We start from the raw sequence: 25970 nt of genomic DNA on the forward strand, positions 1-25970 counted from the left end.
GTCCACACGACCCCGTCGGCGGACAGCAAGGGGGCGGGCGGCGTGCTTGCCGGGCGGGCGGCGGGGCTGTAGAGGCACGGGCTTGTTTCTCCTCGTTCAGCAGGACCTCGTCACAGCGATGCCCATGATCCGCCGGTTGCGTCCCCTCGTCGCGGGTTTCGCGCTCGTCTCCATCGCCACGCTCAGCGCCTGCGGGGGCAAGGGCGAGCGCCCGAAGGCCGATCTCGCCGCGGCGAAGATCACGCAGATCGGCGTCAACAGCTATCTGTGGCGCGCGACGCTGGACACGGTGACGTTCATGGGGCTGGCGCAGGCCGATTCGAACGGCGGCGTGGTGGTGACCGACTGGTACATCAACCCGCAGGTGCCGAACGAGCGGATGAAGGTGACCGTGTCGATCCTCGACCAGGACCTGCGCGCCGACGCGCTGCGCGTCGCGGCGCTGCGCCAGACGAACCAGGGCGGCCAGTGGGTCAACGCGCCGGTGCAGGCGGCGACGACGCAGAAGCTGGAAGACATCATCCTGACGCGCGCCCGCGACCTGCGCCGCACTTCCGTCACGGGCTGATCGCGGCATCATGGCGTCGCGGTTCAATGCCCTGAAGGCCGACGCGCATTGGCAGGGGGTGTGGGACGCCGCCCGCACCTTCGCCGCGCGCGACGACAGCCCCAAGCCCAAGAGCTATGTGCTCGAGATGTTCCCCTATCCGTCGGGGAAGATCCACATGGGGCATGTCCGCAACTATACGATGGGCGACGTGCTGGCGCGCTATCGCCGGATGCAGGGCATGGAGGTGCTCCATCCGATGGGGTGGGACGCGTTCGGCATGCCTGCCGAGAACGCGGCGATGGAAAAGGGCGTGCATCCGGGCACCTGGACGCGCGCGAACATCGCGACGATGAAGGCGCAGCTCAAGCGGCTGGGCTTCGCCCTCGACTGGACGCGCGAGCTGGCGACATGCGAGCCCGATTATTACGGGCACGAACAGGCGCTGTTCCTCGACCTGTTCGCGGGCGGGCTGGTGTATCGCAAGGATTCGTCGGTCAACTGGGATCCGGTCGACATGACCGTGCTGGCCAACGAGCAGGTGATCGACGGGCGCGGCTGGCGCTCCGGCGCGCTGGTCGAGAAGCGCAAGCTGAGCCAGTGGTTCCTGCGGATCACCAATTTCGCGGACGAGCTGCTGGCGGGTCTGGGCGAGTTGAAGGACTGGCCCGACAAGGTCCGGCTGATGCAGGAAAACTGGATCGGGAAGAGCCGCGGGCTGACGTTCCGGTTCGCGCTGTCCGATGACCGCAGCGTCGAGGTGTTCACCACGCGGCCGGACACGATCTTCGGCGCGAGCTTCGTCGCGGTGGCGGCGGATCATCCGATCGCGCAGGCGCTGGCGGCGGAGAACGCCGAGGCGGCGGCGTTCGTCGCGCTGTGCAAGCGTGGCGGGACGACCGCCGCGGAGATCGAGACGCAGGAAAAGCTGGGCTTCGACACCGGCCTGCGCGCGCGGCACCCGTTCGACGATGGGTGGGAACTGCCGGTCTACATCGCGAACTTCGTGCTGATGGACTACGGCACCGGCGCGGTGTTCGGCGTGCCCGCGCACGACCAGCGCGACTTCGATTTCGCGACGAAATATGCGCTGCCGATCCGGCGGGTCGTGGCCGATGCCGAGGCGACCGATGCGGCGTTCGACGGGACCGAGGCGTATACGGGGCCGGGGAGCCTGGTGAACTCGCACTTCCTCGACGGGATGGACGTCGAGAGCGCCAAGCGTGAAGTGATCGAGCGCGCGCAGGCGGGCGGCTGGGGCGAAGGCTCCACCGTGTACCGGCTGCGCGACTGGGGGGTGAGCCGCCAGCGTTACTGGGGGACGCCGATCCCGATCGTCCATTGCGACGATTGCGGCGTGGTGCCGGTGCCGCGGGACCAGCTGCCTGTGGTGTTGCCCGAGGACGTGTCGTTCGCGATTCCCGGCAACCCGCTCGACCGGCATCCGACGTGGAAGCATGTCGCGTGCCCGTCCTGCGGCAAGGATGCGGTGCGCGAGACCGATACGCTCGACACCTTCGTCGATTCGTCGTGGTATTTCATTCGCTTCGCGAGCCAGCCCGAGAATGCGCCGTTCGATCGGGCGGTGGCGGAGAGCTGGCTGCCCGTCGGGCAGTATATCGGCGGGGTCGAGCATGCGATCCTCCACCTGCTCTACGCGCGGTTCTGGACGCGCGCGCTGCGGCATATCGGCAAGCTCGATATCGCGGAGCCGTTCGCGGGGCTGTTCACGCAGGGGATGGTGACGCATGAGACGTACAAGTCCGCGGAAGGGCAGTGGCTGCCCCCCGAGGCGATCCGCGACGGCATCGAGATCGAGACGGGCAACCCGGTGACGGTGGGCCGCATCGAGAAGATGTCGAAGTCGAAGAAGAACACGATCGATCCCGAACCGATCGTCGACCAGTATGGCGCGGACGCGGTGCGCTGGTTCATGCTCTCCGACTCGCCGCCCGAGCGCGACCTGGAGTGGAGCGAGAACGGGATCGAAGGCGCGTGGCGCTTCGTCCAGCGGTTGTGGCGGCTGTTCGGGACCGACGCCGCAGGGGAAGGCGAGGACGTCGCGCTGCGCAAGCTGGCGCACCGGACGGTCGCGGGCGTGGCCGAGGCGATCGAGGGGTTGCAGTTCAACAAGGCGGTCGCGCTGATCTACACGCTGGCCAACGCGGTCGAGAAGGCCGCGCCGTCGAAGGATCGCGCCGCCGCGGTCGCGACGCTGCTGTGCGTCGCCGCGCCGATGGTGCCGCATATCGCCGAGGAGGCGTGGGCGGCGAGCGGCGAGGCGGGGCTGATCGCCGACGCGTCATGGCCGGTGGTCGATCCGGCGCTGCTGGTCGACGACGAGGTGACGATCGCGATTCAGGTGAACGGCAAGCTGCGCGATACGCTGACGCTGGCCAAGGGGCTGGCGAAGGATCGGGTCGAGGCGGCGGCGCTGGCGTCCGAGAAGGTGCTGGCGTTCCTCGACGGGGCGCAGCCGAAGAAGGTGATCGTGGTGCCCGACCGTCTCGTGAACATCGTTATATGAGGGCGCTCGCGCTTCTCTCGCTGCCGCTCGCGCTGGCGGGTTGCGGGCTCCAGCCGCTGTATTCGGGCGGGTCGAGCGGCGGTGTCGCAGCGCAGCTTGCGGGGGTCGAGGTGGCGCCGGTCGAGGGGCGCAGCGGGTGGCTGGTGACGACCGCGCTGCGCGACCGGCTGGCGGCGAGCGGCAACGCGAACGCGCGGTATCGGCTCGACATCAAGCTCGACGACCAGATCATCGGCCTGGGCGTGCGCCGCGACGAAAGCGTGTCGCGCGAGCGGCGGACGTTGCGCGCGCGCTATCAGCTGGTCGACCTGCGGCAGGGCACGGTGGTGCTCGACGCGACCGCCGGGTCGGATGCCGGGATCGACGTGGTCGGCAGCGAATATGGCACGATCGCGGCGGAGGCGACCGCGCTCGAGCGGTTGTCTGGGATCGTCGCGGACCAGATCGTGGCGCGCATCGCGCTGTATGCTCGGCGCGCGCCGAGTGGCGACGAGGTCGCGCCCGCCGACGCGCTCGTACCGCTACCGGCCCCCACGCCCCTCACGAAGTGAAGGCGACCGACGCCCGCATTCGCTCGGCGATGGAGCGGCCCGGGGCCGATATCCGTTTCTACCTGCTCCATGGGCCCGACGAGGCGGGGGCGGCGGCGCTCCAGAAACGGCTCGAGGCGGCGATGGGGGCGGAGGCGGAGCGCGTCGACCTCGACGGCGCGACGCTGAAGGGCGATCCCGCGCGGCTCGCGGACGAGGCGGCTTCGATGTCGCTGTTCGGCGGCGCGCGGCACATCCGCGTGACGGGCATGGGCGAGGAGAGCCTGGAGGCGGTGGCGGCGCTGCTGGCGTCCGATCGCGCGGGCAATCCGGTAGTGGCGATCGCGCCGTCGCTGAAGGCGACGGGCAAGCTGGTGAAGCTGGCGATCGAGTCGAACGCGGCGCTGGCGTTCGCCTGCTACGCGCCGTCGGGACAGGCGGCGGACCGGGTCGCCAGCGAGATCGCGGGCGAGCTGGGGCTGCGGCTGGGCGGCGCGACCGCGCGGCGGGTGGTGCAGGCGGCGGGCGGCGACCGCGCGGTGATGGCGCGCGAGCTGGAGAAGATCGCGCTGTATCTCGACGCCGCGCCCGATCGCCCGCGCGAGGTGGATGCCGCGACGCTCGATACGATCGGCGCGGACCTGAGCGAGGCGGAAATCGGGGCGGCGGTGGAGGCGGTGATCGCGGGCGAGCCGGTGATGCTGGCGCTGGAACTGGCGCGGCTGGGGGAGGGCGGCGCCTCGCCGATCCCGTGGCTGCGCGGGCTGGCGCGGCGGCTGGCGGCGCTGGCGGAGATGCGCGCCGAGGTGGATGGCGGCGAATCGCCCGAGACGGTGGTGAAGCGGCACCGCGTGTTCTTCAAGGAGGAGGATTCGACCAAGGCGGCGCTGCGGCGGTGGCCGGCGAAGGCGTTGGCGGAGGCGCAGGCGCGCGTGCGGATGGCGGAGCGCGCCGTGGTGGCGCCCGGCAATGCGGGAACGGTGCTGGCGGAGCATGATGCGCTGACGCTGGCACGGCGGATCGCGCGGCGGCGGTAGGCTTTGTCCTATCGCCCGCACGTCACCCCGGACTTGATCCGGGGTCCCGCTTCTTTCCTCTTATGATACGCCACAAAAAGCGGGACCCCGGATCAAGTCCGGGGTGACGGTGGATTCTGGCCCATCGCCTCCCTGAGCGCCACCGCTCTTGCGAACACTGCATCGAACATCTCGGGCGTCAGCCGGCCGGTATTCTGGTTGTAGCGCGAACAGTGATAGCTATCGATCAGGATGCGACCGTCGGGCATGCGATGTTCCGCCAGATGTCCGAAAGGGGCCTTGGGGAGGCGACCGCCGAGGACCTTCACGATCGACTGGTGCGCGATCTGGCCGAGCGCGACGAAGATTCGCGCGTTGGGAAGCGCGCCCGCCTGTCCGTCGAGGAAGGGGCGGCAGGTGCGGATTTCCTCGGGCGTCGGCTTGTTCTGCGGAGGCAGGCATTTCACTGCGTTGATGATGACCGCGCCGGTGAGCGCGAGATCGTCCTCCGGCGTGCCGGCATAGGTTCCGCTGGCGAGGCCGTGGCGCGACAGTGTCGTGAACAGCAGGTCGCCCGAATAGTCGCCGGTGAAGGGACGTCCGGTGCGGTTCGCGCCGTGCTTGCCGGGGGCCAAGCCGACGATCGCGAGCCAGGCGTCGGGGTCGCCGAACGCGTTGACGGGGGCGTTCCACCAGTCGGGATGCTCGGCGCGCAGGTCCTCGCGTACTGCGACGAGGCGGGGGCAGAGCGGGCAGTCGCGCGGCGGTTCGGTTGAAGCGAGCGGGGAGGGTGCGAAATCCATCGCAAGCGGGTACGCGGCGGGCGTGGCGACGACAACCTATGCGATCGCGATCGGCGCGAACCGGTGCGGGCGGCACGGCGTGCCAGCGCGCGCGGTGGCGGCGGCAATCGTGCTGCTGCGCCCGGTTGCGGCGTCGCCGATCGTCGCGAGTGCTCCGCTGGGGCCGTCGATCCGGCGCTTCGCCAATGCGGTGGTGACGATCGAGACGCCCGAGTCGCCGCCCGCGTTGCTGGCGCGGCTGAAGGCGATCGAGCGCGATTTCGGACGCCGGCGCGGGCGGCGCTGGGGCGCGCGGGTGCTCGATTTGGATATCGTGCTGTGGTCCGGGGGCGTCTGGCGGAGCACCGGGCTGACCGTGCCGCATGTCGCCTATCGCGAGCGCGCGTTCGTGCTGGCGCCGCTGGCGGCGATCGCGCCGGGATGGCGCGATCCGGTGACCGGGCTGACGCAGCGGCAGGCGCTCGCGCGGTTGACCCGCCGCCGCCAGATGCTAGGGCGCTCGCGTGCCGGTGCGGGTCCGTAGCTCAGTTGGTAGAGCAAGCGACTTTTAATCGAGAGGTCCCGGGTTCGAGCCCCGGCGGACCCACCAGCAATGTCCGCTCCTTCGTCATCCCAGCGAAAGCCGGGACGACGTATTGGGGATCAGGCCTTCAGGCGGCGGTCGATCAGCAGGCGGTAGACGCGCTCGGGGATGTGCGAGCGGCGGCCGAGAAGGACGGTGCCGAGGATCGCGGCGCCCGCATCGTGAAGATGCGTCAACAGGCTCTGCGCGACGGGGCGGCGCGTCGCCTCGGCCTCGATCACGGGCACGACGAGGTCGACCGACTGCGACAGCTCGACGCCCTCGAACCCGTTCGCGATCACCGGCGCGGTGACGACGACATAGTCGTAGGCGACCTTGAGTTCGGCGATCAGCTTCGCATCGAGCCGTTCGTTCGAGCAGGCGCCGGTGCCGATGATGCCGGTGGCCATCCCGTCGAATGTCTCCAGCGCCATCGCGTCGAGCGATGCGGGCACCGGCGCGCCATCGGCGAAGCGGACCAGCGCGACGCGCGCATGCCCGCGACGGACGAGCGCGCGGCCGACGCCGAGCGCGGTCTCCTGAAGGCTCATCTTCGAGGTCGGCGCGACGAGCAGGATCGCCTTGCTGGTCGGCCCGGGCGCGGCGTCGATCGCGGCGATCAGGCGGTGCCAGTCGCGCGGAGGGCCGTCCGCGAGCGGGGTGGCGAGGACGGGGACGCCGAGCGCGCGTTCGGCCTCGACAGGAGACAGGAACGTCTCGCGCAGGCTGCCGAGCACGAAGACGGTGGTGATCGCGATCAGCAGACCCGCGACGATGCTGCCCGCGATGAACAGCGCGGGCGGGTTGTTCCGTTTCGCCGGCGGCGTCGGCGCCTCGATCACGCGGACGCTGGGGCTGCCCGCGGACGAGGCCTGGTTGAGCTGGACACGGGCGCGCTGGACCTGCGCTGCGAGCGACTTGAAGTTTTCCGCCAGCACGTCGCGGTCGAGCGTCATCGCCGCGAGCCGGTCGGCGACGGCGTTGAGGCGGTCGAGCCGCGCGCCCGATGCGCTCATCTGCGCGGCGAGTTCGCGCCCGCGCGCTTCCGCGCCGGCGAGCGTGACTTGCGATTCGACGAGCTTGTCGCGGGTGGTGTCGAACGACTGGTTGCGCCCGGTGCGCCGGGTGGTGACGAGGCTGGAGCGCTGCTGCGTGATCGTCGCCTGGAGCGCGGCGATCTGCTTGTCGAGCTGCGTCACCTGCGGCGCGGTCTTCAGGAAGCGCGAGGCCACGTCGGCGCGCTTGGCCTGGAGCGTGAGCAGCGTCGCCTGCATCTCGCCGAGCGCGCGCGCGGCCTCGGTATTGTCGCTGTACAGCTCGATATTGGTCGGGATGCCGCCCGCCTGGGTGCGCAGGGTCGACAGGCTGCGGCGGCCGTCCGCCAGCTGCGCATCGGTATCGAGCTTGTTCTTGCGGAGCAGATCGTCCTGCGCGACCGCGCCCGCGACCTGCGCCGCGATGTCGACGATGCCGTTGTCCTTCTGGAAGCGCGTGATCTGCGCATTGGCGTCGTCGAGCTGGCGCTTCACGGTGTCGCGCTGCTGTTCGAGGAAGGTGACGCGGCCCGCGGTGAGCACGTTGGCGCGGGTCTCGAAATACCGGCGGATCAGCTCGCGCAGCGTGTCCGCGGCGCGCACCGGATCGCGGCCGATGAGGGTGAGTTCGATGACGTTGGCGTCGTTCGCCTTGGTGACGTGGAGCGCGGCGCGGAATTTCTCGAGCCCGGCATCGATGTCCGCGCCCGATGCGCCGGGGCCGAGCTGGGCGGCGACGACGGCGCGGTGAAGCTCGAGGCTGTCGAGCATCTGGAGCTCGACATTGGCGACCGCGGCCGGGTCGAGCACCTGCCCCGGCGGGGTGACGGTGCCCGCGTCCTGCATGTCGTAGATGCCGGTGCTCAGGGGGAGAAGGCGTGCCTCGGCGCTGTATGTCGCGGGCATCGCCAGCGCGCCGATCGTGCCGACCGCGACGATCGCGCCGAACACGATCAGCGCGACGCGGCGATAGTAGAAGAAGCCGTTCAGGAACTCGCGCAGCGCGAACGGCGCGCTCGCGGGCGGCACGTCCAGTCGCTGGGTCGCGGAGGTGAAATCAAGCATCGATTCGCCGAGTCGGAGGGCCAGTGCGCACCGCGCGTTCGGTCGCCTTATCGGGCGATGCGCTTACCTTTCCATTAAGCCTTCCACGCTATCTGCGCAGATGACGGCACGACGAGCGGGGCGAGCGCGATGACGATGGATACGGGGCGATCAGGGGCGCGACGCAGGGCGATGCTCGCGTGCGCGGCGGGCCTTGCGGTGCTGGCGGTGCCGGCGTCCGCGCAGGTCGCACCGGTCGAATCGGTGCCCGCGGCGACGCCGCTCTACCGGATCGGGCCGGGCGACGACATCGCGGTGACGTTTCCCTATAATCCCGAACTCGATCATGGCGGGCCGGTGGGACCGGACGGGCAGTTCTCGATGCCGCTGGTCGGCAACATTCCGGTCGGCGGGCGGACGCTCGACGAGGTCGCGGCGATCATCTCGGCCGATCTCAGTCGCCGCGGCGTGGTCGACGATGCGCAGCCGACGGTGGGGGTGCGGCAATATGGCGGTGTCGTCTATGTGGGGGGCGAGGTGCGCACGCCGGGGCCGGTCAAGCTGGTGTCGGCGATGGACCCGTTGCAGGCGGTGATCGTCGCGGGCGGGATGCTGGAGACCGCGCGATCGAAGCAGATCGTCGTCATTCACCGCAATGCCGACGGCACGATCGTCCAGCGGCATGCGGACCTGCGGGCCTATGCTCACAAGGGGCTTCCGACGGGGATCGGGCTGCAATCGCAGGACATCGTGTTCGTGCCGCGCTCGTCGATCGCGGAGGCGGACCTGTGGGTCGATCAGCATATCAACAAGCTGCTGCCGTTCAGCCGCAGCCTGAACTATTCGATCGGCAATAACGCCGTCGTCACGCGCTAGACACGGGGGTGGCGACGGTTCCGCTCGGGCCGCGCTGGTCGCCGGCCGGCGCGTCGCTGCCGGTGGCGGCGGCGGGCGTGCGCTGGCGGCATGTCCTCCTGCTGGTGCTGGTGTTGCCGCTGTTCGGGCAGAGCTTTCACTATGTGAAGCTGCTGCCGCCGTTGTGGGCACTGTCGAAGGTGTTTCCGATCCTGTCGCTGCCGCTGTGCCTGTTCCTGCTGCCGGGCGAGCGGCCGGTGGCGTCGCGGCAGGTGCTGGTGAGCGCGGTGTGGCTGGTGCTGGTGCCGACCTTCATCTCGCTGGCGACGTTCCAGCAGACCTTCTTCGTCGGGCTGACCGCGCAGGTGAAGCTGTTGCCGATCCTGTACTTCTTCTCGTTCCTGGGGCTGTTGCGCTGGCTGCGGCCGACGATGCGCGAGATCGCGGCGGGCGTGCTGATCTGCGCGGCGGCGACGTTCGCGATCCTGGTCGTGGTGTGGGCGCTGGCGCCGCAATCGGCCTATGCGACGCATTATGTCGCGGGCGACGCGCCGGTGCTGTCGAACGACAGCCGCGGCAACCGGATCCGGCTGCCTATGTTCTTCGGGCTGGTCGGCGTGCTCTATGCATGGCGGCGGTTCCTGGCGCACTGGCGGGTGGGGTGGTTCCTCGTCTGGGCGGCGGGGTTCATGCTGGTGTTCTCGCTGGTACGGATGCGCACGTTCGTGCTGGGGCTGGCGCTGATGGCGGCGATGAATATCTTCATCGCGGCGTCGCCGAAGATGAAGATGGTGCTGATCGCGCTGATCCCGTTCGCGCTGGGGGCGTTGTTCTCGGTGCCGTACATGGCGTCGATCTTCAGCAACGACAAAGCCTTCGCGTTCGACGTGCGGATGATCTCGACGCTGAAGGCGGTGGCGTTCCTCGGGACCGATCCGGTGCGGTGGATCTTCGGCGTGGGATCGATCAGCCCGATCGATCCGGCGGGGATGATGACGTATTTCAACCACTTCTTCTTTCTGGCGGACATCACCTGGATGGGGATCCTGTTCGAGTTCGGGATCGTCGGCGCGGCGCTGATCCTGGCGATCCCGGTGCGCGGGGTGTGGCTGTTCCACACGCTGCGGCGGATGCGCGACGACCCGTTCGTCGCGGCGCTGCAGGACTTCCTCGTCTATGCGATCCTGATTTCGGAGATGTTCCCGATGACGCTGGCGCCGGGTGAGCTGACCGTGATCCTGGCGATCGGCGTCTACCGGCTGGAGCAACTGCGCCGCGAGATGCGGCCCGGCTTGCCCGTCCATGCGCGCTGAGACGTTCGCCCGGCTGCGCGCGACGCATGGCGGCACCGTCGTCACCGCGGCGACGCGACTGATCGACGTGCCATGCCGATACGGCATGCACCTGATGATCGCGCTGCGGCTGCCGCTCGATCAGGTGGGCGCGTTCTATATCGTGTTCGGGACGGTGATGCTCGCGTCCGGGCTCGGGCGTCTCGGCATCGACCGGGCGCTGACGCGCGAGATGGCGCGGATGCTGGCGGCTGGGGATTCGGCCGGTGCGCGGGTTACGATGCGGCGCGCCGGCGCGACGGTGTTCGCGCTGTCGCTGGCGCTGGCGGCGCTGACCGCGGCGGCGGCCTGGCCGATCGCGACCTATGTGATGCGCCGCCCGGACATGGCGCCGCTGTTCGTGCTGGGCGCGCTGGCGATCGTGCCGCAGAACATGGCGACTCTGGTCGCGGGTGCGCTGGCTGGGCTGCACCGCGTGACGCAGAGCCAGATCGTCTACACCTGGCTGTGGCCGGGACTGTTCTGCGTCGTTGCCTTCCTGATGCCGCTGACGGTGACGCATGCGCTGGCGGCGGTGGTCGCGAGCATGACGGCGGCGACCGCGATCGGCGCGGTGATGTTGCTGCGCGATCTGCCGCCGCGCGACGCGGCGGCGGCGACACAGCGGGTGGCGCCGACGCGGCTGCTGGCGACCGGGCTGTCGCTGTTCAGCCTGGAACTGGTCCAGCTGCTCATCAGCGCGGCGCCGCCGATCGCGCTGGGCGCACTGGCGTCGACCGACGCGGTGGGGCTGTATGCGATCGCGTGGCGGGTGGTGCTGGTGATCTACATGTTCGTGAGCGGGATCGCCTCGATCGTATCGCCGCGGTTCGCGCGGCTGTACATGCTGGGGGACCGTGCCGGGCTGGAGCGCGAGGCGGGGCGGGCGATCGGGTTCGCGCTGACGTTGGCGATCGCGCCGATCCTGCTCGTCACGATCGAACCGACGCGGATCCTGCTGCTGTTCGGCGAGCATTTCGTGCCCGCTGCCTCATCGCTTCGGATCCTGCTGGTAGGGCAGCTCGCCGCGACGCTGACGACGACGACGCCCGAACTGCTGGGGATGACGGGCTATGCGCGGTCGCTGGTGCGGATCAACGCCATCGCGCTGGCGACGCTGCTGGCGGGGCTGGCGGGGCTTACAGGGCCGCTGGGCGCGGACGGCGCGGCGATCGCGACCGCGGCGACGATGATCGTCACCGCGATCGGGGTGACGCTGGTATCGCGGCGCGAACTGGGGTTCACGCCGATCGGCGCGCTGGCGGCGATGGTGCGCCGGCGGCGGCGGCGGCTGGCGTGGGAGTGAGGCGCGAGATTTCTCGACCTTGGCCTGTCCTGAGCGCCTGCCTTGGCAGGCAGGCGAAGGGCACGAAACGAACGGAAAAAGGCTGGGCGTGCTCGTTACGCGTCCGTGCGACCAAGAAGAGGCCTGTCCATGTCATCCCAGCCTGAGGTCTTCGGGTTCCGCTTCTCGACGCTGACGATCGCCGAATGCGCGCGCCGCATGCTGGCGGTACGGCGGTCGCGTGCGGAAGGGGCCGGGCTGTTCGTGACGCCCAACATCCAGCATGTCGCGCTCGCGCGGGAGGACGCTGAATTCGCCGCGGCGATCGCGTCGGCGGACCTGATCGTGGCGGACGGGTTTCCGGTCTATCGCTACGCACGGTGGCGCGGGGCGGACGTGCCGGGGCGGGTGACCGGGCGCGAGGTGATCGAGGCGATGTTCGCGGAGCCGGCGGCTCTCGAGGGCCATCGCGGGTTCTTCGTGGTCGACAGCGACGAGACCGCCGCGCTGATCGTCGCGTGGCTCGCGGATCGCGCGCCGGGGTTCGCGGTGGCGACGCGGGTGCCGCCGTTCGGGTTCGATGCCGACCCTGCACAGTGCGCCGCGCTGGCGGGCGAGATCGCCGCATTCGACGCGACGCTGCTGTTCCTGTGCATCGGTGCGCCCAAGAGCGAGCTGTTCGCGCACCGGTATCGCGCGCTGTTGCCGGCGTGCTGGGCGCTGTGCGTGGGGCAGTCGTTCCGGCTGTTGCTGGGCACCACCGTGCCGCCGCCCGCGCTGATGGTGCGGCTGAACCTGGAATGGGCGTGGCGGATCGTGCTGGAGCCACGGCGGATGCTGCGCCGCTATGGGCCGAGCGCGGTCGGGTTCGTCCGCGCGATGATTGCGGATGTTCGATAGCCGTATCGTCCGCTTACGCGATCTTAAGGCGCATTTCCTATCGTCCGGGATCGATTTGACCGGCAATGTCAGGAGCCGACCCTTGGAAGCACAGCTGCGCACCATCCTAGACGAGGTCGGGGGGCTTTCCGTCGCCGCCGGGACGCTGGGCATCAAGGACGATCTGTTCGCGGCGGGGCTGACCTCGTTCGCGACGGTCGGCGTGATGCTGGCGATCGAGGACGAATTCGACATCGCCTTCCCCGATTCGCTGCTGGTGCGCGCGACGTTCACGAGCATCGCATCGCTGGAGGCGGCCGTCGTCGGCGTGCAGGGCCACGCGCGTGCTGCATGACCGGATCCGCCCGGACGGCGGCCTGAGCGAGGGCGTCGGGCGCGCCGCCGCGGTTGCTGCCGCGCATGCCGATGCGGTCGATCGCGAGGGGCGCTTTCCCGCGGAGGCGATCCAGGCGCTGCGCGACGAGGGGCTGCTCGGCACGATGGTGCCGCAGGCGCTGGGCGGGCCGGGGGCGACGCTGTCCGAGATCGCCGCGCACTGCCAGACGCTGGCGCGGGCGTGCTCGTCGACCGCGATGATCTATGCGATGCACCAGATCCAGGTGGCGTGCATCGTCACCCACGCGCTGGAGCAGGACTGGCACCGCGCGCTCGCGTCGCGGATCGCGGGCGAGCAGCTGTTGCTGGCGTCGATCACGTCGGAGGTCGGGATCGGCGGTGACATGCGATCGAGCCTCTGCGCGGTTTCGATCGACGGCGACCGGATGGCGATCGTCAAGCAAGCGCCGACCGTGTCCTATGGCGAACAGGCCGACGTGTTCCTGGTGACCGCGCGTGCGCATGCCGACGCACCGGCGTCGAACCAGGTGCTGGTGACGGTGCCGCGCGACGGCGCGACGATGGAGGCGACCGGGGGCTGGGACGCGCTGGGAATGCGCGGCACGAGCACGACCGGGTTCACCTTCAGCGGCGCGGGCGTCGCGGACCAGGTGCTGCCGGTGCCGTTCGCGGACATCGCGGCGGATTCGATGGTGCCGGTGTCGCACCTGCTGTGGGGCGGGGTGTGGACGGGGATCGCGGTCGAGGCGCTGTCGCGCGCGCGCAACTTCCTGCGTGTGCAGGCGCGGCGGCAGCCCGGCGTGGTGCTGCCCGGTGCGGCGAGGCTGATGCACGCGGCGGGTCTGCTGGAGATGATGCAGGCGCGCCTTCGGATCATGCTGGCGCAGTTCGATGCGGCCAACGCGCTGGGCAGCGATCGCCCGGTCGTCGAGGGCGGGGGCGACTGGCCGGCGGGGATGGCGCGCGCGGCCGCGCTCAACACGCTGAAGCGCGACGTGTCGGAGCGATGCTTCGAGGTGGTCGTCGAGGCGGCGCGGATCTGCGGGATGGCCGGGTACAAGAACGGCACCGAATTCAGCGTCGGCCGCCACCTGCGGGACATTCTCTCCGCCCAGCTGATGATAAGCAACGACCGGATCGCCGCGACCACCGGCACCCTGCTGCTCGCGCAGCGCACCGAAATGGGAACCCTTTGACGATGGACATGCAGACGAGCTTTCGCACCCGGCTGGTCGATGCCGGCATCCTGTTCCCCACCGGGGTCGACGGGCTCTGGGGCCGCAACGGCACGTTCGAGCGCGTCTATGACGGGCTCGAATACGCGATCACGAAGGCTGGCGTCGCCGACAAGGCGGAGGTGATGCGCTTCCCGCCCGCGATGGCGCAGAAGACGTTCGAGAAGAGCGGCTACATGAAGAATTTCCCGCACTTCGCGGGCACGGTGCACTGTTTCTGCGGCGACGACCGCGCGCACCACCAGCTGCTGGGCCAGATGGAGCGCGGCGAGGACTGGATGGGGCGGCAGGAGCCCGCGGACCTCGTGCTGACGCCGGCGGCCTGCTATTCGGTGTATCCGATCGTCGCCAAGCGCGGCGTGCTGGCCGAGGACGGCCATCTGGTCGACGTCGCCTCCTATTGCTTCCGGCACGAGCCGTCGCTGGAGCCGACGCGACTGCAGCTGTTCCGGATGCGCGAGTACGTCCGCATCGGCACGCCCGCGCAGGTGCTGGCGTTCCGCGAGGACTGGATGGAGCGCGGACAGGCGTTCGCGCGCTCGCTGGCGCTGCCGTTCGAGGTGGACGTGGCGAACGACCCGTTCTTCGGCCGCGCGGGCAAGCTGATGGCGGACAGCCAGCGGATGCAGAACCTGAAGTTCGAGCTGCTGGTGCCCGTCAACGACGGCGCGGGGCCGACCGCGTGCCTGAGCTTCAACTATCACATGAGCTATTTCGGCGACACCTGGGACATGCGCACGCCCGACGGCGAGCCCGCGCAGACCGCGTGCTGCGCGTTCGGGATGGAACGGCTGGTGCTGGCGCTGCTGCGGCATCACGGGTTCGATCTCGACACCTGGCCCGCGGGCGTGCGTGCGACGCTCGGCTTCGACTGAGCCGCGGTCGGGAGCGCGAGCGTGACGATGACGCCGGTCTATTTCGAGCAGCGCTTCGGCTGGCTGCATGCCGCGCCCGATACGACATCCGGCCGCGTGGGCGTGGTGCTGTGCCCGGCGTTCGGGCAGGAAGAGGTGTGCACGCATCACGGCGCGATGGCGCTGGCGGACCTGCTGGCGGCGCAGGGCATGCCGACGATCCGGTTCGACTATCGCGGCACCGGCGACAGCGTCTCCGCCGAGGCGACGCTGGCGCGGATGATCGACGACGCGGAGCGGGCGGCGGCGTGCCTGCGCCAGTCGTGCGGGGTCGGCGACGTGGTGCTGGCGGGGACGCGGCTGGGTGCGGCGGTGGCGTTGCGCGCATCGGACACGATCGAGGGCGTCGGCGCGCTGGTGCTGCTCGCACCGGCGCTGTCGGGGCAGGCGTTCCTGCGCGAGACGCGTGCGTCGGCAAGCATCGCCAGCCTGTCGGGGCTCGATCCGGTGCCTTCGGTGGAGAGTGGTCTGCCGCTCAACGCCAACGGCTTCCATTGGTCCGGGCGGTTGCAGGGGGAGATCGCGGCGCTCGACCTGACGGCGATGGCCGCGCCGGGCGTGCCGGTGCTGATGCTCGCCGCGCGCGGCGACCGGCGACCGGGCAAGCTGGCAGCGACATGGCGCGCGGCCGGGACGGCGGTCACCGAGATGGCGTTCCCGGATTACGAAGGCTGGATGCAGGATCCGACGACCAACGCGACCCCGGCGGCGAGCTTCGCGCGCGTCGCGGCGTGGCTGGACGAGCAGGCGATCGCTGCCGCGCCGACGGCGTCGCCGCCTGCGCTGCGGATCACGTCGAACCTGATCGATGACGATTATGTCGAGACGCCGATGCGGTTCGGCGCGGACGACGCGGTGTTCGGCGTCCTGTGTGGGCCGCGCCACCGCGATGCCGAACCGGTCGTCGCTCTGCTGCTGCATGAAGGCAGCACGCATCATATCGGCAATGGCGGCGCCTATGTGGTGCTGGCACGGCTGCTGGCGGAGGCGGGGATCGCATCGTTCAGGATGGATCTGACCGGCATGGGCGACAGCCCGGCGGGGGACAATCCGCGCCACCCGCATTACGATCCCGAGCGGGTCGCGGAGAGCATCGCCGCGCTCGACCGGTTGCAGGCGATGGGCTTTGCCGGCGCGGTGACGTTCGGGCTGTGCTCGGGTGCGCATACCGCGTTGCAGGTGACGCTGGCGGACCCGCGCGTATTCGGCACCATGATCCTGAACCTCCAGAAGTTCATCTGGCATTATGGCGACGACATCCGCGTCGCCGCGCGCGACAACAAGCGCTCGCTCAAGGGCTATCTGCGCGCGATGCGCAATCCGGGCGAGTGGAAGCGCGCGCTGGCAGGCGAGGCGGACCTGAAGGGCATCGCGCGCGTGATGGCGAAACGCGCGCGCGCGCGGACGCTGCATGCGCTGCGCGGCCTGCTTCCGCCAGCGCCGGGATCGGAGACCGCCCGGGTTCGTGCGCAGATGCAGGACCTCGCGCGGCGACGGGTGCACGCGCATTTCGTGTTCAGCGACGAGGATCCGGGGCTGGCCGAGATGTCGATGCAGTTCGGGCGCAAGGCGCGCCGGCTCGCGGCCTATGCGCCCGCGACGATGGTCGTTCTCGACGAGGCGGACCATCACTTCAACGGGACGACGGCACGGCGGCGCTTCTACGATCTGGCGGTCGCGGCGGTGACGGGGACGATCGCGGCGCATGCCGCCGACGCGCCGCGCGTCGCGCTGCCCCGGCCCGATGCGGACGCGCCGGGCGTCGGGCGTCGCAAGCGGACCGCGGCCTGATGCTGGTCGAGCGGATCGTGGCAGCGCCCGCAGGTCCCGTACGGGGACGCGGGGTGCGATCGCTGCGCGGCATACGGCTGTGCATCTATGCCGCGCTGCTGGCGAGCGACGCGGCCGCGATCGTCGTCGCGATGCTGCTTGGCGGCTTCGTCCGTTTCGGGACGGTGACCAATGCGTCCGCGCTGACCAGCCTGGCGGTGATGCTGCCGGTGTATTTCGGCGTCGCGATCCAGCGCAAACCTTATAGCGGGCGGTTCCTCGACAACTGGCGCCGCACCGCGCGCGATGCGGTGACCGCGTTCGTCACCGCCAGCATGGTCGCGACGCTGGTCGCCTTCTATCTTCATGCCGACGTCGCGATCTCGCGCAGCGTCATGGTGCTGGGCGGGGTGTTCGGCGGGGCGCTGCTGATCGGTACGCGGTGGACGCTGCACCGAATCGCGATGGCGTTGACGGGGGGCGAGCCGGTCGCGACGGTGATCGTGGCGGACGGCGTGTGCGTCGACGATGCCGGGGATGTCGAGGTGATCGATGGCGATGGCCTGCGCCCCGATCTCGACGACCCGCATGCGCTCGATCGGTTGAGCCTGCGGATCGGGCATGCCGAACGCGTGATCGTCGCGTGCCGGCCGGAGCATCGCGACGCCTGGGCGGCGGCGCTGACCGGCGCCAACGTGCAGGGCGAGATCATCCTGCCCGAGCTTGCCGCGCTGGGCGTGCTGCGGACGGGCAGCTTCGAGGGGCAGTCGACCGCGGTCGTCTCGCTCGGGCCGCTCGACACGACCAACCGGATCCTGAAGCGCGGGTTCGACCTGACGGTGAGCCTCGGCGCGCTGGCGGTGTTGTGGCCGTTGATGGCGGCGGTGGCGATCGCGATCCGCCTCGATTCGCCGGGGCCGGTGCTGTTCCGGCAGACGCGGATGGGGCGCGGCAACCGACTGTTCCCGATCCTGAAGTTCCGTAGCATGCGCACCGACGCCTGCGACGCCGCGGGCGACCGATCGACCGGGCGCACCGATGACCGCGTGACGCGGGTGGGGCGCGTCATCCGCGCGACGAGCATCGACGAGTTGCCGCAATTGCTGAACGTGCTGCGCGGCGAGATGAGCATCGTCGGCCCGCGCCCGCACGCGCTGGGCAGCCTTGCGGGCGGCATGCCGTTCTGGGCGATCGACGCGCGCTACTGGAACCGGCACGCGATGAAGCCGGGGATCACCGGCCTCGCGCAGGTCCACGGGTTTCGCGGCGCGACCGAGGTGGCGGGGGATCTGGAGAACCGGTTGCGCTCGGACCTCGCCTATCTGCGCGGGTGGACGGTGTGGCGCGACGTGCGGCTGGTATTGGCGACGGTGCGGGTGCTGCTGCACCGGAATGCGTACTAAAGCTGTACGCGTGTGCGTCGTACGCCCCACGAAGGCGGGGATCCAGTCTGGGCCAGTGCGGGGTTGAGCATGCCCCGCATGCTCAAGGATCGTCCGGGGGACGATCCGACCGCACACTCCTTCGCGGGGGTACAATTGCCGTGGTGGCCGGGCCGGTGCTCGACATTCCGGCGACGCTGCGCGATGGACCGTCCTTCCCGCACGACCGGCGAGACGATGACAGCCAGCGAACCCTCGACCCGATCCCCGCACGGCCGCCGGCGCCTGCCCGCGCCGCTGATCGGCGCCGGCATGGGCGCGCTGGCGATCGCGTTGCTGCTGCTCGTCGGGCTCGCGGTCGACCGGTGGCCGTTCGCGTTCGATCGCGCGATCATCGTGGGGATGCGGCAATGGGGCGGGCCGCGCTGGCTGGCCGGCGCGGCGATCGACGTGACCGCGCTGGGCGGGGTGACGGTGCTGACGCTGCTGGTGCTGATGGTGACGGGGTTCCTGCTGGTGCAGCGGCTGTGGTTGACCGCGCTGGCGACCGCGCTGGCGTGCTGGAGCGGGAGCGCGGTGGTCGACCTGCTCAAGGTGCATGTCGGACGCCCCAGGCCCGAGCTGGTGCCGCATCTGGTGCCCGTCACCAACATGAGCTTCCCGAGCGGGCATGCGGCGGGCAGCGCGATGATCTACCTGACGCTCGCCGCGCTGGCGACGCAGGTGACGCGCGATCGCGCGGCGCGGCGCTATCTGGTCGCGATGGCGGTGCTGCTGGTCGGCGCGATCGGGACCAGCCGGGTGTATCTTGGCGTCCACTGGCCGTCCGACGTGCTGGCGGGGTGGAGCTTCGGGACGCTGTGGGCGCTGGGCTGGTGGTATGCGACCGCCGCGGCGCGCGCCTCAATCGGCGGCGAGCGCGAGTAGCCGCAGCGCCTGTTTCCGGTGCGGCGCGTCGATCATCCGGCCGTCGAGCTGGAGCGCGCCCGCTTGCGGGTTCGCCGCGAACAGATCGACGACCGCCTGCGCGTGCGCGATCTCCGCTGGCGTGGGGGTGAAGGCGGCGTTGATGACCGCGACCTGCGTCGGGTGGATCGCCATCATGCCGGTGAAGCCGTCGCGCCGCGCGCGCGCGGCATAGGCGGCGAGGCCCTCCGTATCGCGGAAATCGGGATAGACCGTCTCGATCGCGGGCACGCCCGCGGCATGCGCGGCGAAGAGGGTGAGCGTGCGCGCGACCTCGTAGGGCGGGGTGTAGCGGCCGTCGGGTTCGCGGCTGGCGCTGGCGCCGATCGCGGCGGGGAGGTCCTCCGCGCCCCAGGTGAGGCCAGCGAGATACCGCGCGACATGGCGGTAGCTGCCGAGCTCGAAGATCGCGGCGGGGGTTTCGGTGGCGACAGGGAGGATCGGGGTGTGGCCGGTGCGGGCTGCGAGCGCTGCGATCGCGTCGGCGCCCTCCGCCTTGGGGAGCATCAGCGCGTCGGGGCGGGCGGGCAGGATCGCGGCGAGATCGTCGGCGAGCAGGGGGGAATCGAGCGGGTTGATGCGGACGAAGAGGGTGGGGCGGCCTGCGCGATCCTCGCGGAGGAACGCGGCGATCGCCGCCCGGGCGTCCGCCTTCTTTTCCGCCGCGACCGAATCCTCGAGATCGAGGATCAGCGCGTCGACCGGGAGTGCGGCGGCCTTGGCCATGCGCTCGGGGCGGTCGCCCGGGACGAACAGGAGCGAACGCAACCTCACTTGCCCATCTCGCCGAGCTTGCGTTCCCAGGCGAGCGCATCGCGGACGATGCCGTCGAGATCGTCGCGTTTCGGCCGCCAGTCGAGCGTGGCGAGGATCGCCGAATTGTCCGCGATCAGTTCGGCGGGGTCGCCCGCGCGGCGGCCCTCGATGCGGCGTTCCAGCTTGCGGTTGGTGACGCGGTCGACCGCGTCGAGCACCTCCATCACCGAGAAGCCGCGGCCATAGCCCGCGTTCATCGTGTGGCTGGCGGCGGGATCCGCGACCAGCCTGGCGAGCGCGGCGACATGCGCGTCGGCGAGATCGGAGACGTGGATATAGTCGCGCACGCCGGTGCCGTCGCGGGTCGGGAAATCGGTGCCGAACACGCCGACCGCGTCGCGCTTGCCGGTCGCGGCCTCGACCCCGATCTTGAGGAGGTGGGTCGCGCCGACCGTCGACTGGCCGGTGCGCCCCGCAGGGTCCGCGCCCGCGACGTTGAAGTAGCGGAGGCACGCATAGTTGATCGGGTGCGCCGCGGCGACGTCGCGCAGCATCGCCTCGGTCATCAGCTTCGACATGCCGTAAGGGTTGATCGGGACGGTGGGGTCGTTCTCGCGCACCGGCACGCGATCGGGGCTGCCATAGGTGGCGGCGGTCGAGGAGAAGATGAAGTGGGGGACGCCCGCCGTCACTGCGGTCTCGATCAGCGTACGGCTCGCGGCGGTGTTGTTGCGGTAGTATTTAAGCGGATCGGATACCGATTCTGGGACGACGACCGAGCCCGCGAAGTGGAGGATCGCGCGGATGCGGTGCTCGGCGATCACGTCGGCGACTCGGGGATCCTCGACCGCCATCTCGATCAGCGTCGCGCGAGGGTCGACCGCCCAGGCGAAGCCGGTGACGAGCGTGTCGATCACGACGACCGCGTATCCCGCATCGAGCAGCGCCAGCACCGCGTGGCTGCCGATATAGCCCGCGCCCCCGGTCACCATCACCTTGCCGTCGATCATCGCGAGTCTCCCTTTCGGCGCGGGTAGCGCCTTCCTACATGGGGTGCAAAGGAGACTCCCCCATGACGGACTACGCAACGCTGGCCGGCGGCTGTTTCTGGTGCACGGAAGCCGTGTTCAAGGACGTGATCGGCGTCGAGAGCGTCGAGAGCGGCTATATCGGCGGCACCGTCGAGAATCCGACCTACAAGCAGGTGTGCGGCGGCGACACCGGGCATGCCGAGGCGATCCGCGTCGGGTTCGATCCCGCGCAGCTGTCATACGGCGACCTGCTCGACATCTTCTTCGCGACGCACGATCCGACGCAGCTGAACCGGCAGGGCAACGACGTCGGCACGCAGTATCGCTCCGCGATCTTCCCGGCGACGGTGATACAGGAGGAACAGGCGAACCAGGCGATCGCGCGCGCCCAAGCGGACCAGTCGAAGCCGATCGTCACGACGATCGAGCCGATGGCCGAGTGGTATCCCGCCGAGGGCTATCATCAGGATTACTGGGACGGGGAGGGGCAGCGGAACCCCTATTGCCTCGCGGTCATTCCGCCGAAGCTGCAGAAGCTGCGCAAGAGCTTTGCGGAACGGTCGAGGAAGGCGACGGTGGGCTGAGACAGCGGGTGCCGAGAAGACGCCGTCACCCCGGACTTGATCCGGGGTCCCGCTTTTTCTCCAACGGCGCACAGAGGCCTCACCCCGGCTCGAGGCCGGGGTGACGAAGAGGACATGCGTCCTGCGGCAGATTCGGTGTGATTTCGGAACCGTTCCCGTGCGCGGGGGATTGTGCGGCGGCGGCCGGGTCGAGCGATCCGGCCGGATTTTTCACAACAGGGGCCTGTCCATGAAGCCGATCCTCTCGCTCTCGATCCTGGCGCTCGCCGTCGCGCCGCTGGCCGCATGCGGCGGCAATGGCGACGACAAGCTGGCCAAGCAGGTCGAGAAAGCGGCGGACAACCGCGCCGACGCACTCGAGGCGCAGGCGGAGCAGACCCGCAAGGTAGGCGAGCAGCGCGCCGACGCGATCGATGCGGCCGACCTGAACGCGCATGCGATGTCCGATGCGCAGAAGGCCGAGATCATCAACAACGACGCCGCGGCGGTTCGCTGATCCCGACCGCCACCCGCACTGCGCGGGTGGCGGTTGGTTTCTAGAAGAACAGCTTGCGGACCGAAAGGCGGACCGCGCGGCCGAGCGGATCGAGATAGGCGGGCTGGAAGTTGATCGGCGTCGCGCCGGTCGCGTCGCGCACCTGAATGCGCTCGTTGGCGAGGTTGGTGATCGCGAGCGTCACGCGCATCCCGCGCATCCAGGGATGCGCCTTCACCCATTCGAGCCGTCCGCCTAGATCGGCGAACAGCCGAAGATCCGCGGTGCCGAGGCTGGAGAAGTCGAGCGTGGTTGGCGCCGCGGCGGTGCCGCCGCGTACCGTTGTGCCGCTCTGCCAGTTGACTGAAAGACGCGCGCCGAGGCCGTTGTTGGTGTAGCCGGCCTGCCCCTCCAGCTCGTGGCGCGCCTGACCGCCCGACGAACCGATCGCGTCGCCGCGCAGCAGATCGAGCCGCTGGCCGTCCCGGATCGTGACCGTGTCGGTGAAATGCCACGTGTGGTAGAGGGCGAACTGGAGCCGGCCGCCGCCCTGCCCACCGCGCCCGCCGAAGCCGCCACCGCGTCCACCGAAGCCGCCGCCACCGCCGCCGGGGCCGCCCGCGCCGGGACCGCCGGGGGGTGGGCCGCCCTCGCCACCGCCGGCCTGACGCGGCGGTCCACCGTCACCGCCCTCGCCGCCGGGACGTCGCCCGCCGGGAAAGGTCATGCCCGCGAACGGGTTCGGCCCGGTGCCCGCGCGGAACGCCTCGAACTCGCGCTGGATCTTCGATTTGAGCGCCTTGGACACGTTGATGCCCCAGCGAAGCTGACTGCGTTCCGACGAATCGAAATTGATCGGGCGCGTGTCGATCCGCGTCAGCGCGCCGTTCGAATCGCGGGTGAAGCGATCGGGGAAGGCCGCCTCGATCGCGGCGGTGGCGGTGGGGAAGCTGGCGATCGGATCGTCGGTGCTGGAGCGGATATAGTCCGCGGTCAGCGTCAGGTCCTTCTCGCTCCATGGCTTGAGGTTGAGCCCGAGCTTGGTGACGTGGCGGTTGTCCGCGGCGAGGTTCGGGTTGCCGCCCGACAGCGTGGTAACGGTCGCGGTCTGGCCCAGCACGTAATCGAACACCCGGACGCCGGGCGTGGTGATCGTGGGGTTGCCGAGCTGCTGCTGGGTCGGCGCCTCGTCCTCGTCGGTGACGGAGGCGATGACGCGGACGCCGACGAGCGGTGACCAGTTCGCGCCGTAGCCGATCGTCGTCAGCGTGCCGAAGTCCGACAGGTGATCGAGTGCGACGTTGCCGTTGAGCGACAGGTTGCCGATGCCCCCCAGGAACCCGCGCGTCCGGCTGGTGAGCGGCAGATCGAAATTGACCTGACCGCTGCCGATGTCGCGCGACACCGCGCCCGACTGCGCGACGCCTGCGCGCAGCGAGCGGCTGGAGAAATCGTTGGTGTCCGCGCCCAGCTTGATCGTGGTCGAGACCGGGCCGGCGGGGAGGGTGAACAGCGGGCCGCTGGCGACCGCGTCGATCTCCCCGCTGGTCGAGGTGGAATAGGCCTGGTTGGCGACACCTGCGCCGACGGGGATGACGCCGAACGGGTTGGCGGTGCGATCGAGTGCGTTGAGGCGGGCCTGGAACGCGGACGCGTCGACGCCGGTGTCCGTGAACGTCTCGCTGTCGACGCGGTCGTAGGTGCCGGTCAGCGTCCAGCGCCACGCGCCGCGATCGCCGTTGAGCGTCGCGCCGAGATGCGAGGTGATCGACGAGCCGCGCTGCTGGAGCGGAAGCAGGTCGAGCGCGCGCGACACCGTGACCGGATTGGCGAAGGGCGAGAAGGGATTGCCCGCGGGCACCGCCAGCGTGGTGGTCGGCAGGCCGTTGAACGCGCGCGAGTCGCTGTAGTCGAGCGTGGCGTTGAGCGTCGCGGACACCTTGCCGATCGGACGCGCATAGATGACGTTGGCCTTGAACGCCTGGGTCGCGGGCAGCAGCGTGCGGTAGGCGCCGGGATCGGTGACGGTCGGCCGGCCTGCGGTGGCGGCGAAATCGGCGAGCGTGGGGTTGGTGCCGGGGACGCCCGCGACGGTGGCAGTGCCGAGGCGGGGGTCGAGGACGCCGCCGCCGACCGCCGAGACGTTGCCGGGGAAGGAGAAGAGCGACGACTGCGCCTGGATGCCGCGCTCCGCTTCGCTCAGCGCCGACGCGCTCTGGTATCCGAGATGGACGTTGAACCGGCGGCCGTTCCGGATCTGGAGCAGGTCCCCCTCGCCGGCTGGAATGTTTCGGCCGCCCTGGGTTGGGATGCGGTCGCTCGCCTCGATCGTGGTCGCGCGGAAGCGGCGGCGCAGGACGAAGTTCACGACGCGCTGGTCGGCGCGATAACCGTATTTGAGCGCGACCTCCTCGGGCAGGATCTCGACGCGGGCGATCGCCTCGGTCGGCAGGTCGCGGATTTCCTGGAAGCCGGAGATGCGGCGGCCGTCGAGCAGGACGACGGGCGCGCCGCCCGATCCGCGGCCACTGTTGGTCTGCGGCCCGAGTTCGGTCAGCAGTTCGCTGATCGAACCGACACCGTAGGAGCGGATGTCGGCGGGGCTGAGCGTCTGTTCGGGGGGGATGTCGCCGATCACGGAACCGGGCAGGCGCGCGCCCTGCACGACGATGTCGGGGCCTTCGCTCTCGTCCTCGGCGACGGGTGCTTCCGCCGCGGGCGCGGGGGTCGCGGGCGCCTGCTGCTGTGCGGCGGCGGGCGCGATCCATGCGCTGCCTGCCATCAACCCAACCGTCATTCTGCCGAAACGCCGCAACACCGATCCCCTTGATTCGTCGATCGGTGGTGCGGCTAACGGCCAGTTGTCGCAGGACTATGCCAAATCCGGGGCAGCGCGGTGCAATAGATGTGATTTCAGCCCTTGCGCGAGGCTTCGAACAGGAACCAGGCGCGCTCCTCGGCCTGATCGGTCCATTCGTCGACGATGCCGCTGGTGGCGTTGTCCTTGGCCTCCTCCGACGCCTCCTTGACCGCGCGGAAACTCTCGACGAGCTTGAGGTTGTCGTCGCGCAGCTCGCCAAGCATGTCCTCGGCGGTGACGAACTCGCGATCGTTGTCGACGATCGTCTGACGGCGACCGATGTCGCCGATCGAACGCAACGTCAGGTTGCCGGTCTTGCGGACGCGCTCCGCGATCGCATCGGTGACGCCCAGGATCTGCGCGGCCTGATCGTCGAGCATCAGGTGATAGTCGCGGAAATGCGGGCCGGAGACGTGCCAGTGGAAATTCTTGGTCTTCAGGTACAGCGCGTAGCAGTCCGCCAGCGACGAGTTGAGTGCGTCGGCGACCGACTTCGTGTCGTTGCGGTTGAGATCGGTCGGGGTCTTCAGCGCGGGCGCGGGATCGGCCATGGCACAGGCTCCATCGGTTGGATTTCGTTTCGCGGAGATAACGGATGCCCCGGCGATTCGCTCCCGCGATTTTGTCGTTCAGTGTGTTCGGCTGGTCAGATCAGCGCGAGCGCCGAGAGGCCGATCACTAGCCCTGCGACGGTCAGCAGGACCGCGGTGGCGAGGCGGACCCAATGGAGTGGGAGCCGGGTCCACGCACCCTCCCCCATCGCGACCGCGGCGACGACGACCGCCATCGCGCCGATCGTCGCGCCGACCGGGGCGGCCCAGGGCAGCGGCGAGCGCGCGGCGAGCGCGGCGGCGACGAACTGCATCCGGTCCCCGAACGCCATGATGAACAGGCCGAGCGTGCTCGTCAGCACTGCGCCGATCCGCCACGTATCGAGCCGCTCGGGCGCCTTGGCGCGCCACGGCGTCGAGACGCCGGCGAGCAGCAGCGCGAGCGCGAGCAGCAGTTGCTTCGCGCTTGGCGTGAGCATCGGCGCGACCAGGACGCCGCCGATCGTACCGATCGCGTAGTTGGCGGCGAGCGCGAGCGTCGCGGCGACGAGCACGAGCGCCCTGGTGCGGAAGCGCTCCGCCAGGATCGTGGCGAGCCACGGCGTGCGATCGCCGATCTGGGTGAGCGCGCCCAGTACGAGGGCCGCCATCAGCGCGTCCATGGCCGGCCCCGGTT

General features: G+C 70.0%; 24 protein-coding genes and 1 tRNA gene. 18 read left to right on the forward strand and 7 right to left on the reverse strand.

Annotation, left to right across the window (positions count from 1 at the left end):
• Positions 1–124: 124 nt before the first annotated feature.
• The 4 genes from ACV7NO_RS07025 to holA are packed head-to-tail and all read left to right on the forward strand — an operon-like array spanning position 125 to position 4641.
• Entirely contained in the window at positions 125–568 is a 444-nt protein-coding gene (locus ACV7NO_RS07025) for a DUF3576 domain-containing protein (RefSeq protein WP_463407301.1), read from the forward strand.
• Positions 569–578: 10 nt separating this feature from the next.
• On the forward strand, positions 579–3074 hold the full coding sequence (gene leuS, locus ACV7NO_RS07030; RefSeq protein WP_463405291.1) for a leucine--tRNA ligase: 2496 nt from the start codon (positions 579–581) through the stop codon (positions 3072–3074).
• A complete protein-coding gene (gene lptE / locus ACV7NO_RS07035; protein WP_463405292.1) occupies positions 3071–3625 on the forward strand; it encodes an LPS assembly lipoprotein LptE in 555 nt (184 codons plus the stop codon). Before leuS ends, lptE begins: the two co-directional genes overlap by 4 nt.
• Positions 3622–4641, forward strand: a complete 1020-nt coding sequence (gene holA / locus ACV7NO_RS07040; RefSeq protein ID WP_463405293.1) for a DNA polymerase III subunit delta — start codon at positions 3622–3624, stop codon at positions 4639–4641. The genes lptE and holA overlap by 4 nt, the downstream gene beginning before the upstream one ends.
• A gap of 92 nt (positions 4642–4733) precedes the next feature.
• Here the strand turns inward: holA and ACV7NO_RS07045 are convergent, their stop codons facing one another.
• The gene (locus tag ACV7NO_RS07045; RefSeq protein WP_463405294.1) at positions 4734–5423 is read right to left on the reverse strand and encodes a uracil-DNA glycosylase; all 690 of its coding nucleotides are present in this window, start codon (positions 5421–5423) and stop codon (positions 4734–4736) included.
• 22 nt (positions 5424–5445) lie between these two features.
• Between ACV7NO_RS07045 and folK the strand changes: the two genes are divergently transcribed.
• Together folK and ACV7NO_RS07055 are read left to right on the forward strand one after the other, a co-directional pair.
• Positions 5446–5946, forward strand: a complete 501-nt coding sequence (folK, locus tag ACV7NO_RS07050; RefSeq protein ID WP_463405295.1) for a 2-amino-4-hydroxy-6-hydroxymethyldihydropteridine diphosphokinase — start codon at positions 5446–5448, stop codon at positions 5944–5946.
• Positions 5937–6012, forward strand: a tRNA-Lys gene (locus ACV7NO_RS07055). The genes folK and ACV7NO_RS07055 overlap by 10 nt, the downstream gene beginning before the upstream one ends.
• Positions 6013–6065: 53 nt before the next feature.
• On the opposite strand, the gene ACV7NO_RS07060 is transcribed toward ACV7NO_RS07055, so the two are convergent.
• Entirely contained in the window at positions 6066–8084 is a 2019-nt protein-coding gene (locus ACV7NO_RS07060) for a GumC family protein (protein WP_463405296.1), read from the reverse strand.
• Between the two features lie 129 nt (positions 8085–8213).
• On the opposite strand from ACV7NO_RS07060, the gene ACV7NO_RS07065 reads away from it, so the two are divergent.
• The 10 genes from ACV7NO_RS07065 (at position 8214) to ACV7NO_RS07110 (ending at position 18998) form a co-directional block, all read left to right on the forward strand.
• Positions 8214–8939, forward strand: a complete 726-nt coding sequence (locus tag ACV7NO_RS07065) for a polysaccharide biosynthesis/export family protein (RefSeq protein ID WP_463405297.1) — start codon at positions 8214–8216, stop codon at positions 8937–8939.
• A gap of 8 nt (positions 8940–8947) precedes the next feature.
• Positions 8948–10231, forward strand: coding sequence for a hypothetical protein (locus ACV7NO_RS07070; protein WP_463405298.1), 1284 nt, complete (start codon positions 8948–8950; stop codon positions 10229–10231).
• Positions 10221–11555: a lipopolysaccharide biosynthesis protein gene (locus tag ACV7NO_RS07075; protein WP_463405299.1), complete on the forward strand. Its 1335-nt coding sequence runs from the start codon at positions 10221–10223 to the stop codon at positions 11553–11555. The genes ACV7NO_RS07070 and ACV7NO_RS07075 overlap by 11 nt, the downstream gene beginning before the upstream one ends.
• Positions 11556–11684: 129 nt before the next feature.
• A complete protein-coding gene (locus ACV7NO_RS07080; RefSeq protein ID WP_463405300.1) occupies positions 11685–12434 on the forward strand; it encodes a WecB/TagA/CpsF family glycosyltransferase in 750 nt (249 codons plus the stop codon).
• Positions 12435–12516: 82 nt separating this feature from the next.
• The gene (locus ACV7NO_RS07085; protein ID WP_463405301.1) at positions 12517–12768 is read left to right on the forward strand and encodes an acyl carrier protein; all 252 of its coding nucleotides are present in this window, start codon (positions 12517–12519) and stop codon (positions 12766–12768) included.
• Positions 12758–13966 carry an acyl-CoA dehydrogenase family protein gene (locus ACV7NO_RS07090; protein ID WP_463405302.1) on the forward strand — a complete coding sequence of 403 codons (1209 nt, stop codon included), beginning with the start codon at positions 12758–12760 and terminating at the stop codon, positions 13964–13966. The genes ACV7NO_RS07085 and ACV7NO_RS07090 overlap by 11 nt, the downstream gene beginning before the upstream one ends.
• Before the next feature lie 2 nt (positions 13967–13968).
• Positions 13969–14880: an amino acid--[acyl-carrier-protein] ligase gene (locus tag ACV7NO_RS07095; RefSeq protein WP_463405303.1), complete on the forward strand. Its 912-nt coding sequence runs from the start codon at positions 13969–13971 to the stop codon at positions 14878–14880.
• 27 nt (positions 14881–14907) lie between these two features.
• On the forward strand, positions 14908–16710 hold the full coding sequence (locus tag ACV7NO_RS07100; RefSeq protein ID WP_463407302.1) for a serine aminopeptidase domain-containing protein: 1803 nt from the start codon (positions 14908–14910) through the stop codon (positions 16708–16710).
• Positions 16711–16763: 53 nt separating this feature from the next.
• The gene (locus ACV7NO_RS07105; RefSeq protein ID WP_463405304.1) at positions 16764–18092 is read left to right on the forward strand and encodes a sugar transferase; all 1329 of its coding nucleotides are present in this window, start codon (positions 16764–16766) and stop codon (positions 18090–18092) included.
• Positions 18093–18275: 183 nt separating this feature from the next.
• Positions 18276–18998, forward strand: coding sequence for a phosphatase PAP2 family protein (locus tag ACV7NO_RS07110; RefSeq protein WP_463405305.1), 723 nt, complete (start codon positions 18276–18278; stop codon positions 18996–18998).
• On the opposite strand, the gene ACV7NO_RS07115 is transcribed toward ACV7NO_RS07110, so the two are convergent.
• Both ACV7NO_RS07115 and galE read right to left on the reverse strand, forming a co-directional pair.
• Positions 18975–19811: an HpcH/HpaI aldolase/citrate lyase family protein gene (locus ACV7NO_RS07115; RefSeq protein ID WP_463405306.1), complete on the reverse strand. Its 837-nt coding sequence runs from the start codon at positions 19809–19811 to the stop codon at positions 18975–18977. The two genes, ACV7NO_RS07110 and ACV7NO_RS07115, sit on opposite strands and share 24 nt — an antisense overlap.
• The gene (gene galE, locus ACV7NO_RS07120) at positions 19808–20803 is read right to left on the reverse strand and encodes a UDP-glucose 4-epimerase GalE (protein WP_463405307.1); all 996 of its coding nucleotides are present in this window, start codon (positions 20801–20803) and stop codon (positions 19808–19810) included. Before galE ends, ACV7NO_RS07115 begins: the two co-directional genes overlap by 4 nt.
• A gap of 62 nt (positions 20804–20865) precedes the next feature.
• Between galE and msrA the strand changes: the two genes are divergently transcribed.
• Both msrA and ACV7NO_RS07130 read left to right on the forward strand, forming a co-directional pair.
• Positions 20866–21408, forward strand: coding sequence for a peptide-methionine (S)-S-oxide reductase MsrA (gene msrA, locus ACV7NO_RS07125; protein WP_463405308.1), 543 nt, complete (start codon positions 20866–20868; stop codon positions 21406–21408).
• A gap of 229 nt (positions 21409–21637) precedes the next feature.
• Positions 21638–21904, forward strand: a complete 267-nt coding sequence (locus ACV7NO_RS07130) for a hypothetical protein (protein WP_463405309.1) — start codon at positions 21638–21640, stop codon at positions 21902–21904.
• Positions 21905–21944: 40 nt separating this feature from the next.
• On the opposite strand, the gene ACV7NO_RS07135 is transcribed toward ACV7NO_RS07130, so the two are convergent.
• From ACV7NO_RS07135 to ACV7NO_RS07145, 3 genes are all read right to left on the reverse strand, one after another.
• Positions 21945–24665 (reverse strand): TonB-dependent receptor, encoded by a 2721-nt coding sequence (locus ACV7NO_RS07135; RefSeq protein WP_463405310.1) that lies wholly within the window; start codon positions 24663–24665, stop codon positions 21945–21947.
• Positions 24666–24796: 131 nt separating this feature from the next.
• Positions 24797–25294, reverse strand: a complete 498-nt coding sequence (locus tag ACV7NO_RS07140) for a Dps family protein (RefSeq protein ID WP_463405311.1) — start codon at positions 25292–25294, stop codon at positions 24797–24799.
• A gap of 95 nt (positions 25295–25389) precedes the next feature.
• Complete coding sequence (locus ACV7NO_RS07145; RefSeq protein ID WP_463405312.1) at positions 25390–25944, reverse strand: TMEM165/GDT1 family protein; 555 nt, start codon at positions 25942–25944, stop codon at positions 25390–25392.
• Positions 25945–25970 lie beyond the last annotated feature (26 nt).

This window comes from Sphingomonas sp. Ell38C01 (assembly GCF_055231975.1).